Origin of the sequence: Streptomyces odontotermitis (assembly GCF_050510915.1) — a bacterium.
In the GTDB taxonomy this organism is placed as follows: domain Bacteria; phylum Actinomycetota; class Actinomycetes; order Streptomycetales; family Streptomycetaceae; genus Streptomyces.
In genome coordinates, this window is the sequence record NZ_JBNJLS010000022.1 from 57222 (window position 1) to 69652 (window position 12431).

Here is a 12431-nt window from a genome sequence, read left to right on the forward strand (position 1 = left end):
GTAGATGCAGACCATTGCTCCCCGCTTCGGAAGGTCCCGGTCCGGAGCACCCCGCTGCGCGGCGCCCGGCCTCGGCCGGCTGCTGTTGCTCGCCACCGTGCTCATCGGCGCCCTGTTCGCCACCGCGGCGCCCGCCTCGGCGCACGCCGCGCTGACCGGGAGCGACCCCAAGCAGGGAGCGGTGGTCGACAAGGCACCCGAGCGGGTGTCGCTCACCTTCTCCGAGAAGGTCGCCATGTCGGACGGGTCGGTGCGCGTGCTCGACCCGGCCGGCAAGCGCGCCGACACCGGCAAGACCAGTGACCTCGGCAACCACACCTACGGCGTGACGCTCAAGCCGGGGCTGCCCGACGGCACCTTCACCGTCGCCTACCAGGTCGTCTCCGCCGACAGCCACCCCGTCGCCGGGGCCTTCACCTTCTCCATCGGCGCCCCGTCGAAGACCAAGGCCACCCTGCCCGACCAGGAGGTCGGCGGCGGACTCGTCGGCGCGCTCTATGACACCGCGCGCTACATCTCGTACGCCGGATTCGTCCTCGTCGTCGGCGGTGCCGCCTTCGTCCTCGCCTGCTGGCAGCGCGGCGCGGGCGCCCGGCCCGTGCAGCGGCTCATCACCTCCGGCTGGATCGCGCTCACCGCCGCCACCCTCGCGCTGCTCCTGCTGCGCGCGCCCTACACCGGCTCCGGAAAGCTCGGGGACGCCTTCGACATGGGCGAGCTCGGCCAGGTCCTGCAGTCCAAGTCGGGCGCGGCCCTGGTCTCCCGGCTGCTGCTGCTCGCGGCGGCCGCCCTGTTCATCGCGGTGCTCTTCGGGGCGTACGTGAAGCGGGACGAGGAGAGCACCGCCACCGGCGGGGACGGCTCCGACGGGGACGACTCCGACGGGGCCGCGGCCAAGACGGCAGAAGCCGCGGCGGCCGCGGCTGCCTCCAAGAAGGACCTCACCTTCGGCCTCGCCATCGGCGGCACCGTCGTCGCCATCGGCCTCGCCGCGACCTGGGCGATGGCCGAGCACGCCTCGACCGGCATCCAGGCGGGGCTCGCGATGCCCGTGGACGTGCTGCACCTGCTGGCCGTCGCCGCCTGGCTCGGCGGTCTCGCCACGCTCCTCGTCGCGCTCTACCGCACGCCCGACATCGAGGCCGCCGCCGTCAGCCGCTTCTCCCGCCTCGCCTTCGGCAGCGTCATCGCCCTGGTCGCCACCGGGCTCTACCAGTCCTGGCGCCAGGTCGGCTCGTGGTCGGCGCTCACCGGCACGTCGTACGGGCAGCTGCTCCTCGTCAAGGTCGGCCTGGTCGTCGTCCTGGTCGGCATCGCGTGGATCTCGCGCCGCTGGACGGGCCGGATCCTGGGCTCGGCCGGGGGCATGGCGCCCGAGGCGGCGGCCGCGACGGTGGTCGAGCAGCGCACCCGCGCCGAGGAGCCGGTGACGGTCCCGGCCTCCGCCGACACCGAGGCCGACACCGGCCGGGGCAAGGAAGGCACCGGCCAGGGCAAGGAAGGCGGCAAGGAAGGCACCGGCAAGCCCGCCGACACCCGGCGCGCCGCCCAACTCGCCCGCCAGCAGGCCGCCATGGCCACCGCCCGCGAGAAGCGCATCCGCGACGCCGACCCGCACCGCACGGGCCTGCGCCGCTCGGTCCTCGCCGAGGCGGGCGTCGCCGTCGTCCTGCTCGCCGTCACGACGATCCTCACCACCACGGAACCGGGGCGCACCGAGGAGGAGGCCGCGCAGTCGGGCGCCGCAGCCTCCGCCCCCAAGGAGGCCGGACCCCTCACCCTCAAGGTCCCCTTCGACACCGGCGGCAGCGACGGCAAGGGCACCGTCCAGCTCGACCTGGACCCGGGCCGCACCGGCAGCAACGACCTGCACGTCTATGTGAAGCGCCCGAACGGCAGCGCCTTCGACATCCCCGAGGTCAAGGTCTCCTTCACCCTCAAGGAGAAGGACGTCGGCCCGCTGCCCGTCTCGCCCGACCACATCACCACGGGACACTGGAGCGCGAGCGGCGTGCAGATCCCGATGGCAGGCAAGTGGAAGGTCGCGGTGACCGTGCGCACCTCCGACATCGACCAAGTGACCGTGAACAAGTACGCGCAGATCGGCTGAACCACCATGGCGGACAACGGGACGGGACGAGCGGGCAGCGGGACGGGACGCCCCGAGACGGTCTCCCGGACGGACTCCCCGGCCACCGACACGGCCAACTCCCGGACGGACCGCACCATTTCGCGGCGGCGCCTCCTCGGCACCGCGGGTGCGACCGGCCTCGCCCTCGGCGCGGCGGGCGGCGCCGTCGGCTACGCGGCGGCGCCCTCGGACCCCGCCGACGCCAAGGGCTCCCACGCCCCGCTGACCTCGCTCGGCGCCGACACCGTCATGTTTCACGGGAAACATCAGCCCGGCATCACCACCCCGATGCAGGCCAACGGTCACCTGATCGCCTTCGACCTGGCGGCGGGCGCGGGCCGCAAGGAGGCGGCGGCCCTGCTGCGCCGCTGGTCCTCGACCGCCGCCCGCCTCATGTCCGGTGAGCCGGTCAGCGGCGACACCGACATCGCCCGGGACGCGGGTCCGTCGTCCCTCACCGTCACCTTCGGCTTCGGGCACAGCTTCTTCGCCCGCACCGGCCTGGAGAAGCAGCGTCCCGTCGCCCTCGACCCGCTGCCCGACTTCTCCTCCGACCACCTCGACAAGGCGCGCAGCAACGGCGACCTGTGGGTCCAGATCGGCGCCAACGACTCCCTCGTCGCCTTCCATGCCCTGCGCACCCTCCAGCAGGACGCGGGCAAGGCGGCGAGGATCCGCTGGCAGATGAGTGGCTTCAACCGCTCCCCCGGAGCCACCGCCCACCCCATGACCACCCGCAACCTCATGGGCCAGATCGACGGCACCAACAACCCGAAGCCCGCCGACAAGGACTTCGACCAGCGCATCTTCGTCCCGGCGAAGAGCGACCCGACCTGGATGGCGGGCGGCTCCTATGCCGTCGTACGCCGCATCCGCATGCTCCTCGACGACTGGGAGAAGCTCGCCCCGCGCGACCAGGAGAACGTCATCGGCCGCCACAAGTCCGACGGCTCCCCGCTGACCGGCGGCACCGAGACGACCGAGCCGGACCTGCAGAAGGCCGGCAAGGACGGCCAGTACGTCATCCCGCTCAACGCCCACGCCCGCATCACCCGGCCCGACCAGAACGGCGGCGCCGCGATGCTGCGCCGCCCCTTCTCCTTCCACGACGGCTTCGACGCCCATGGAGCCCCGGACGCGGGCCTGCTCTTCATCTGCTGGCAGGCCGACCCACTGCGCGGCTTCGTCCCGGTGCAGCGCAAGCTCGACCGGGGCGACGCCCTCTCGGAGTTCATCCGCCACGAGGCGAGCGGCCTCTTCGCGGTGCCGGGCGGCGCGGCCGAGGGCGGCTACGTGGGCCAGGCGCTCCTGGAGGGCTAGAGCCTGGCCTGGCCTGGTGTGGTGTGGTGTGGTGTGGTCTGGCCTGTGGATCAGGTCCTGGGGTGCTCTCCGGCCCGGAGAACGGGGGCCCGGCGGGCTCGTCGGGCCCCGGGTCGCTCTCTGAGACGCGTGAGCCGGGCCACGTCCGGCCCATTAGGGTGACCGTATGTCGGCGACGCGCTACACCTATCTCGGCCCCGAGGGCACCTTCACCGAGGCCGCTCTCCGCACGCTCCCCGAAGCCGCCACCCGGGAGCTCGTCCCCATGGTGTCCGTGCCGGCCGCCCTGGACGCGGTGCGGGGCGGAGAGGCCGCGGCGGCGCTGGTGCCGATCGAGAACTCCGTCGAGGGCGGCGTCACCACGACCGTCGACGAGCTCGCCAAGGGCCAGCCGCTGATGATCTACCGCGAGGTGCTCCTGCCGATCGCCTTCGCGCTCCTCGTGCGCCCCGGCACCCAGCTCAAGGACATCAAGACGGTCACCGGGCACCCGGTGGCCCAGCCCCAGGTGCGCAACTGGCTCGCCGCGCACCTCCCGGACGCCCTGTGGGAGTCGGCGGCGTCCAACGCCGACGGCGCCCGCCTGGTACAGGAGGGCCGCTTCGACGCCGCGTTCGCGGGCGAGTTCGCCGCGGCGACGTACGGCCTGGAGCCGCTGGTCACCGACATCCACGACGCCGCGAACGCCGCGACCCGCTTCGTCCTGGTCGGCCGCCCGGCCCGCCCGGCCGCCCCGACCGGCGCCGACAAGACCTCCCTCGTCGTCTGGCAGCGCGACGACCACCCGGGCGCCCTGCTCGAGCTCCTCCAGGAGTTCGCGGTGCGCGGGGTCAACCTGATGCTGCTCCAGTCCCGGCCCACCGGCGAGGGCATCGGCAACTACTGCTTCGCCATCGACGCCGAGGGCCATGTCGCCGACCGGCGCGTGGGGGAGGCCCTGATGGGGCTCAAGCGGATCTGCCCCCAGGTGCGCTTCCTCGGCTCGTACCCGCGTGCGGGCGTCAGCCCCGCCGACGTACGGGAGCCGCGGATCGGGACCTCCGACACCGAGTTCCTGGCCGCCTCGGACTGGCTGGTGCGCTGCCAGGACGGCCGGTTCTAACGGCTGGTTCTCGCCGTTTGGGCCCCGTCGTGACGGGGCCGACCACCATTCCTACCTGCAGATTTGCGTCATCCACAGAAGTTATCCACAGGTCCCCAACTCGACCTGGGGACAAGTCGACAACGAACCACGACATGGTCGACAAATCGGCCTACAGGCCCCAAGTCCATCCACAGCCCCGCACGTCACCCGTCGTCCACCCTTTTCCATTGATCAACTCTTTGGAGCGAAGCATTTCCACTCGAAAGTGGGTGTGAGGGTGGTTTGACCCGGGAATCCTCAGCCGGGCATGCGGCTTTCGGAACGATCTCTTCCGGCATCCACAGATCTTTCGCACACCCTGTGGATAACTCATCCGCAACGCACATTCCTGTGGACAACCGCGGGCCCACAGAGTCCCAAGTCCCGTTCTCCACAAGGAGATCCGGTCAATCTCGAACCCCGCGATCTGCCCCATTTCGGGGAAAGAGCTCCTTTTCCCTTGACGTGATCCACCGTCGAGAAACGGCCGGGGAGGGCGCGACGCGGCCCTGGGGAAGCGCGCCGAGGAGAGTGGCGGGAAGGGTCAAGAAGTGCCGGGAAGGGACGGCAAGAGATCGGGAAAGGACGGCAAGAGATAAGGAGAGATAAGGAAGGGATAGGGGAGGAGACGGGATCAAGGATCTATTCCGACCCCTCAAAACGGACAAAGCACCACACAATGCAATATCGAGTCGTGGGCCGGAACCGCACACCGGTAGCCTGGTGGGGTGATTGACCTTCGCCTGCTTCGTGAGGACCCCGACCGTGTGCGCGCCTCTCAGCGCGCCCGTGGAGAGGACGTCGCGCTCGTCGACGCCCTGCTCTCCGCCGACGAGCGACGCAGGTCGTCCGGGGTCCGGTTCGACGAGCTGCGCTCCGAGCAGAAGGCGCTCGGCAAGCTCATCCCCAAGGCTTCCGGAGACGAGAAGGCCGAGCTCCTGAAGAAGGCGGGCGAGCTCTCCGCCGCGGTCAAGGCCGCCGACGCCGCACAGGACGAGGCCGACGAGGAGACCAAGCGCCTCCTCCTCCAGCTCGGCAACATCGTCCACGAGGACGTCCCGGTCGGCGGCGAGGAGGACTTCGTCGTCCTCGACACCATCGGCACCCCGCGCGACTTCGCCGCCGAGGGCTTCGAGCCCAAGGACCACCTGGAGCTCGGCGAGGCGCTCGGCGCCATCGACATGGAGCGCGGGGCGAAGGTCTCGGGCTCGCGCTTCTACTACCTGACGGGCGTCGGCGCCCTGCTCGAGCTGGCGCTGGTCAACGCGGCCATCGCGCGCGCCACCGAGGCCGGGTTCACGCCGATGCTGACGCCGGCCCTGGTCCGCCCGCGCGCCATGGAGGGCACCGGCTTCCTCGGCCAGGCCGCGGAGAACGTGTACCACCTGGAGAAGGACGACTACTACCTGGTCGGCACCTCCGAGGTCCCGCTCGCCGCGTACCACATGGACGAGATCATCGACGCCGACAAGCTCCCCCTGCGGTACGCGGGCTTCTCGCCCTGCTACCGCCGCGAGGCGGGCACGTACGGCAAGGACACCCGCGGCATCTTCCGGGTCCACCAGTTCGACAAGGTCGAGATGTTCTCGTACGTCGACCCGGCCGACGCGGAGAACGAGCACAAGCGCCTCCTGGAGTGGGAGAAGGAGTGGCTCACCGCCCTCGAACTCCCCTTCCAGGTCATCGACGTGGCGACGGGCGACCTGGGCGCCTCGGCCTCCCGCAAGTACGACTGCGAGGCGTGGATCCCCACCCAGGGCAAGTACCGCGAGCTGACCTCGGCGTCGAACTGCGACGGCTTCCAGGCCCGCCGCCTCTCGATCCGCATGCGCGACGGGAAGAAGGTCCAGCCGCTCGCCACGCTGAACGGCACGCTGTGCGCCGTTCCGCGCACGATCGTGGCCATCCTGGAGAACCACCAGCTGGCCGACGGCTCGGTGCGTGTGCCCGAGATCCTGCGCCCGTACCTCGGCGGCCGAGAGATCTTGGAGCCCATCACCAAGTGAGCCACCCTGCTCCCGTCACCCCCTCCTTCCCGTACAAGCTGGTCGCCACCGACCTCGACGGGACGCTGCTGCGCTCGGACGACACGGTCTCGGCGCGCACGCGCGAGGCACTCACCGCGATCACCGCGGCGGGCGCCGCGCACATCATCGTGACCGGCCGCGCGGTGCCCTGGACCCGGCACATCCTCGACGACCTCGGCTACGAGGGCCTCGCGGCGTGCGGCCAGGGCGCGCAGGTCTACCACGCGGGCGAGCACCGCCTGCTGACCTCGGTGACCCTGGACCGTCAGCTCGCGGGCCTCGCCCTCTCCAAGATCGAGGCCGAGATCGGCCCGCTGGCGCTCGCCGCGAGCCGCGACGGCATCGACGGCGAGGTCCTGGTGGGACCGGGCTACCGCGTCCAGGAGGGCCCGCTCCCCGCGACGCCCCTGACGGACGTCTCCCAGCTCTGGGCGGCCCCGCTCAACAAGGTGTACGTCCAGCATCCGGGGCTCAGCGACGACGCCCTGGCCGCGGTGGCCAAGAAGGTCGCGGGCGACCTCGTCGGCGTCACGATGGCGGGCGAGGGCATCGTCGAGATCCTCCCCCTCGGCCTCTCCAAGGCCACGGGCCTCTCGCTGGCGGCCCGCCGCCTGGGCGCGAAGGCGTCGGAGACCATCGCCTTCGGCGACATGCCGAACGACATCCCCATGTTCGCCTGGTCCGCCCACGGCGTGGCCATGTCCAACGCCCACGAGGACCTCAAGTCGGTGGCGGACGAGGTGACGGCGTCGAACGAGGAGGATGGCATCGCGGTGGTCCTGGAGCGCTTGCTCGGCTGAGACTCCGCCCGCTGCCCGCTGCTTGCGGGCAGCGGCCAAGCCAAAAACGCAGGGCGCCCTGAAGATTTCAGGGCGCCCTGCGACGTTGGGTGGGCGGCCCGCGCAACAATCGTGCGCGCTCGAAGCGGCCGCCCCGGGCAACTCCCCCGTGAGCGGGGCTCGACGGAGTCAGTGACTCTCCGGAGCCTGCCGCGGGTTGCCCTGTCGGGAGCTCGACGAACTGCTGATGAACATGCCGAGCTCCTCTCCCCGTAGATGGCGCCCCTCCGGCGCTGACACAATTACTGTGCCCCGCGCGCCAGTTGGCCGCCACCGAATTATTCGGAGCCCGACGCCGTACGGACGTACCCGAACCGTAGGGACTCGCCCGGCGCCCCATGACCTACCGGCGCCGCCACCGGCGCCGCCGCACCCGGCTGAAGAACCACCCCGCGGGCGGCTCGTCCGAGCGCCACGGCTGTGGATCGGGCGCCCCCTCCGCCTGCCACCGGGCACTCAGCATCCGCGCGCGGGCGGACGGCTCAGCGGCCTCCGCGGACCGTACGAAACTCTCGTCCAGGACGACGTCGTCCCACTCACCGGGACCACCGGAGCCACCGGGGCCGTCCGGGCCGCTGGGGCCGTCCGGGCCACCGGGGCTCTCTCCCTGCTGCGATGCCACACCGACACCTCCTTGCCACTGCACCCCCTCCGTCCAGTGTCCACACCGGAGGGTGAAGCCCCCGTCAAGGCCGGGCACGGCCCCTCTCACTCCTCCCCTGCGAGCGTCAGCGTCCGCAGCTTCCGCCCCGCGTACCAGGTGGCGAGCACCGTGACGGCGACCAGCAGCACCGTCGCCGCGGGCAGCCCCACGTCCGAGGAGACCAGGTCGCCGTGGGCGACCTTCTGGGCGACGGCGAGCGACCACTGCTGCACGCTGAGCGTCTTCGCCCCGGAGACCAGGGAGCCGAAGAGGGCCTCCCACACGAGGGCGTACACGAGGCCGAAGACCACCGCGTGCCGGGTGATCGTGCCGAGGAGCAGGAAGACCGCGGCGTACGCGATGGAGGCGACCAGGGCGGCGATCGTGTAGGCGACGGCGATCTGCTGCCCGTTCCCGTTCAGGATCAGGCCCGCGATGAGCGTGGGGACCGCGGAGAAGGCCATGGTCACGCCGATCGCGACGATCAGCTTGGTGAAGATGATCGTCGGCCGTTTCACCGGCTTCGACAGGAGGTAGACCACGGAGCCGTCGTCGATCTCGGGTCCGATCGCGCCCGTCCCGGCGATGACGCCGATGATCGGCACCATCGTGGCGAGCGCGAAGCCCTGAAGGAGGTCCTTGGCGACCTGGTCGTCGGCGCCGCTGAACGAGCGGACCGCCGCGGCGATCACGATGAGCAGGACGGGCAGGGCGAGCAGGATCAGTGCCCGGCGGCGGCCGAGCAGGGCCCGGTAGGTGAGCCGGGCGACAGTGGGGTCGTACATGAGACTCCAGGGCTCCCTTCAGGCCGCGACGAGGTAGGAGAAGACCGATTCCAGGGACTCGTCCGAGGGCGAGACCGTGAGGAGCCGGATGTCGTGTTCGCGGGCGAGGCGTGGCAACAGGGCGGTGAAGCGGCCGAAGTCGACGGCCTGGATGCGCAACGCGCCTTCCTTGAGGTCGACTTCGATGCCGGCCGTCGACGGATCGGCGATCAGCGCGGCCGCGAGGGCGCGGTCGTCGCTAGAGCGCACCAGGTAGCGGTGCGGCCGGTCGGTCATCAGGCGGCGGATCCGGCGGAAGTCGCCGCTGGCCGCGTGCCGCCCGGCGACGATCACCTCGATGTGCGAGGCGAGTTGCTCGACCTCTTCGAGGATGTGCGAGGAGAACAGGACGGTGCGGCCCGCGTCCCCCATGTCGCGCAGAAGGTCCATCAGCTGCATGCGCTGGCGCGGGTCCATGCCGTTGAACGGCTCGTCGAGCAGCAGCACCGAGGGGTCGTGGACCAGCGCGGAGGCCATCTTCACGCGCTGGCGCATGCCCTTGGAGTACGTGGAGATCTTGCGGTCCTGGGCGTACTCCATCTCGACCGTGGCGAGGGCCTTCTGGGCGGCCCGCTCGTCCAGGCCGTGCAACTCGGCGTTGGCGACGACGAATTCGCGGCCCGTGAGGAAGTCGTACATCGCCTCGCGCTCGGGGACGATGCCGATCTCCTTGTAGATCTGTTCGTTGCGCCAGATCGGCTGGGCGTCCAGCGTCACCGAGCCGTGCGAGGGGGCGAGGAAGCCGCCCATCATGTTGATGAGGGTGGACTTCCCCGCGCCGTTCGGCCCGAGGAGGCCGGTGACACCGGGGCCGACGTTCATGGTGATGTCGTTGACCGCCACCACGTTGCCGAACCAGCGAGAGACGTGGTCAATGTTGATCGTGGTCACAGTCCGACCTTCCGGTAGCGGCGCATCAGGAGGCCGTAGCAGCCCGCGATGAGCCCGAGGACGACGAGCAGATAGACCACTCCTTGTGCGGAGGAAGGTCCTTCGGCTCCGGGGAAGGCGGAGGTCGCGCCGAGGAAGGCGGACTGCACGCCGTCGATGAGCGTGATCGGCGAGAAGAGTCCGATCCAGGCGACCGCGTTCGCGTTCCCCTGGACGTCGGCGATCGACTGGACCGTGGACACCGCCCCGTACGAGATGGTCAGGACGGCGATGACGGCGGCGATGCCGAAGCCGCGCCGCGGCGTGACCGCGGAGACCACCAGCGAGATGCCCGCGAAGAGCAGCGAGAGCAGCGCCACGGAGACGAGGCCCTGGCCGAAGCCCTTGGTCTGGTCCGCGAAGTCGAGCTTGGCGAGCAGCGCGCCCACGTAGAGGACGACCAGGGGAGCGGCGGTGAGGATGAAGAGGGCCGAGGCCATCGCGGCGAACTTCGCCACCACGTAGTCGACGCGCTCGATGGGGCGCGAGAAGTACAGGGGGATCGTCTTGAACCGCAGGTCGCGGGAGACGGCCTGGGGGGCCTGCGACGCCACGTAGAGGCCGATCACGGCCTGGAGGAGGATCGCGTAGCGCGTGTACGCGACGGGCATGTCGTTCGCCTTCGTGGCGACGGCGACCGCGACGATGATCAGCGCCGGGACGCACATCACGGCGAAGAGCAGCATCGGCAGCACCTTCGACTTGGCCGCACGGCCGAGGCCGTAGGAGCCGCGCAGGCTCTGCGAGAAGAGCGAGCGGCGGGCGTAGGCGCGGCCGAGGCGCGGGCCGTCGTAGTGGCGGTAGCCGATGTTGTGGATCTGGGTGGACTCAGCGCTCATCGCGGCGGCCTCCTGTCTGTTCGGCGGCCTGTCGTTCCGCTGTGGTGGCTGCCCAGGCAGCCGCGCGCGCGGAGACCGGTTCCTGCCGCGCGTCGTCGTGGTCCTTGAAGACCTCCGCGATGTGGTGCCTGCGCTGCTCCATGCGTACGAGGCCCAGGCCGAGGTCGGCGACGAGGTCGCGCACGAGGTCGTAGGTCTCCTCGCTCTCGGCCTCCAGGAGCACCGTGTGGCCGGCGCCGGGCAGGCCGCGACCGTCGTCGTGGGTGGCGATGCCGCGGTCCTTCAGGGCCCGGCGCAACGCGCTTGTCCCGTCCGGGTGTTCGTCCGTGTCCGTGACCTCGACGGCGAGCGTCGTGGTGGTCTGGGTGAAGTCCGTGGTGGAGCTGGAGCGCAGCAGCTTGCCGCCGTCGATGACGACGACGTGGTCGCAGGTGCGCTCGAGTTCGCCCAGGAGGTGCGAGGTGACCAGGACCGAGATGCCGAAGTCGGTGTGGACGCGGCGGATCAGGCCGAGCATCTCGTCCCTGCCGACCGGGTCCAGGCCGTTGGTCGGCTCGTCGAGGAAGACCAACTGCGGGTCGTGGACGAGCGCTTGGGCGAGCTTCACGCGCTGCTTCATGCCCGTCGAGTAGCCGCCGATGGGGCGGTAGCGCTCCTCGTAGAGCCCGACGTGCCGCAGGGTGTCCGCGGTGCGCTCGCGGGCCGCGGACGGCGGCAGGCCCGACATGCGCGCCATGTGGACGACGAACTCGGTGGCCGAGACGTCCGGCGGCAGGCAGTCGTGCTCCGGCATGTAGCCGACGCGCTCGCGGATCTCACCGCCGCTGGTGGCGACGTCCAGGCCGAGCACGGCGGCGCGGCCCTCCGTGGCGGGCGACAGACCCAGGAGGATCTTGATCAGGGTGGACTTGCCGGCTCCGTTGGCTCCGACGAGTCCGGTCACACCGGGCCCGATATCCATGGAGAGCCGGTCAAGCGCGGTCACCTTCGGGAACCGCTTGCTCAGGCTTTCGGTCGCGATCACAGTCACGATTCGAAGGTAGTGGCGCGGGCCACACCGGTCGTCAGACCACAGGCTCTACCTGGCCTCACTCTGGAGTATTACGGGCCCGTAGGGGTCGTCCGGAAGTCGACCCCGAGGTAGCCGAAAGTTCGGCGCCCCGGGTGTTCCGGGGCGCCGAGGTACTGCGGGGTGGATCAGCGGGTGGCCGAGGCCGAGGCGCCCGCCTTGGTGCCGCCCGCCGACGCGCTGCCGAGGGCCTTGGTCTTCGAGGCGAGGTCGTTGTCCGTCTTCAGCTTGCCCGCAGCCCTGGTGACCGCGTCCGCGATCACCTTGAGGTTGATGTTGTCGAGCGGGTTCTTGACCTCGTTCTTGGAGACCGTGCTGCTGTCCACCAGGTTCTCGTCGTTCGGCGACGGGGCGGCCATGGCGGGAGAAGCGGCTCCCAGAGCCATCGCGACACCGACGACGCCCGCAGCAGCCTTGGCGATCTTCACGTTCGTATCCCTTCTCGGCAGAACGCTCTTTGAGGCACGACGGTCGTGCCACGGAAGTGCAGTTGACGCCCGCGGCGCCCTGCCGCCTTCCGTAACGCGGACCTCTCCGGGCAGGTACCGAGCATTCACCGCTTCAGCGCAGCGCCCCGCGTGCACGCCCTCGCGCCCCCGACCTTTCCCGGAGGGCCGTGCAGACCTATTGACGTAGCCGCTGAGCATTGTCACATTCATCAGTGTCAACTAGGTCTGCGCCCGCGC

The 12431-nt window shown here is 70.6% G+C and carries 11 protein-coding genes; 5 read left to right on the forward strand and 6 right to left on the reverse strand.

Annotated elements, in window-relative coordinates; translation table 11 throughout:
- Positions 1 to 4: 4 nt before the first annotated feature.
- The 5 genes from ACQB60_RS38015 (at position 5) to ACQB60_RS38035 (ending at position 7401) form a co-directional block, all read left to right on the forward strand.
- Positions 5 to 2110 carry a copper resistance CopC/CopD family protein gene (locus ACQB60_RS38015; protein WP_496930657.1) on the forward strand — a complete coding sequence of 702 codons (2106 nt, stop codon included), beginning with the start codon at positions 5 to 7 and terminating at the stop codon, positions 2108 to 2110.
- 6 nt (positions 2111 to 2116) lie between these two features.
- On the forward strand, positions 2117 to 3451 hold the full coding sequence (efeB, locus tag ACQB60_RS38020) for an iron uptake transporter deferrochelatase/peroxidase subunit (RefSeq protein ID WP_496930658.1): 1335 nt from the start codon (positions 2117 to 2119) through the stop codon (positions 3449 to 3451).
- A gap of 166 nt (positions 3452 to 3617) precedes the next feature.
- Positions 3618 to 4553 (forward strand): prephenate dehydratase, encoded by a 936-nt coding sequence (gene pheA / locus ACQB60_RS38025; protein WP_496930659.1) that lies wholly within the window; start codon positions 3618 to 3620, stop codon positions 4551 to 4553.
- 749 nt (positions 4554 to 5302) lie between these two features.
- Positions 5303 to 6580: a serine--tRNA ligase gene (serS, locus tag ACQB60_RS38030; RefSeq protein WP_496930660.1), complete on the forward strand. Its 1278-nt coding sequence runs from the start codon at positions 5303 to 5305 to the stop codon at positions 6578 to 6580.
- The gene (locus ACQB60_RS38035; protein ID WP_496930661.1) at positions 6577 to 7401 is read left to right on the forward strand and encodes an HAD family hydrolase; all 825 of its coding nucleotides are present in this window, start codon (positions 6577 to 6579) and stop codon (positions 7399 to 7401) included. Before serS ends, ACQB60_RS38035 begins: the two co-directional genes overlap by 4 nt.
- A gap of 382 nt (positions 7402 to 7783) precedes the next feature.
- Here the strand turns inward: ACQB60_RS38035 and ACQB60_RS38040 are convergent, their stop codons facing one another.
- From ACQB60_RS38040 to ACQB60_RS38065, 6 genes are all read right to left on the reverse strand, one after another.
- Positions 7784 to 8062, reverse strand: a complete 279-nt coding sequence (locus tag ACQB60_RS38040) for an SGM_3592 family protein (protein WP_496930662.1) — start codon at positions 8060 to 8062, stop codon at positions 7784 to 7786.
- 86 nt (positions 8063 to 8148) lie between these two features.
- On the reverse strand, positions 8149 to 8868 hold the full coding sequence (locus tag ACQB60_RS38045) for an ABC transporter permease subunit (RefSeq protein ID WP_384829078.1): 720 nt from the start codon (positions 8866 to 8868) through the stop codon (positions 8149 to 8151).
- Positions 8869 to 8886: 18 nt separating this feature from the next.
- Positions 8887 to 9798: an ABC transporter ATP-binding protein gene (locus ACQB60_RS38050; RefSeq protein WP_496930663.1), complete on the reverse strand. Its 912-nt coding sequence runs from the start codon at positions 9796 to 9798 to the stop codon at positions 8887 to 8889.
- Entirely contained in the window at positions 9795 to 10676 is an 882-nt protein-coding gene (locus ACQB60_RS38055; protein WP_496930664.1) for an ABC transporter permease, read from the reverse strand. The genes ACQB60_RS38050 and ACQB60_RS38055 overlap by 4 nt, the downstream gene beginning before the upstream one ends.
- On the reverse strand, positions 10666 to 11700 hold the full coding sequence (locus tag ACQB60_RS38060) for an ABC transporter ATP-binding protein (protein WP_496930733.1): 1035 nt from the start codon (positions 11698 to 11700) through the stop codon (positions 10666 to 10668). The genes ACQB60_RS38055 and ACQB60_RS38060 overlap by 11 nt, the downstream gene beginning before the upstream one ends.
- 173 nt (positions 11701 to 11873) lie before the next feature.
- Positions 11874 to 12173, reverse strand: coding sequence for a hypothetical protein (locus tag ACQB60_RS38065; RefSeq protein WP_496930665.1), 300 nt, complete (start codon positions 12171 to 12173; stop codon positions 11874 to 11876).
- Between the last annotated feature and the right edge of the window lie 258 nt (positions 12174 to 12431).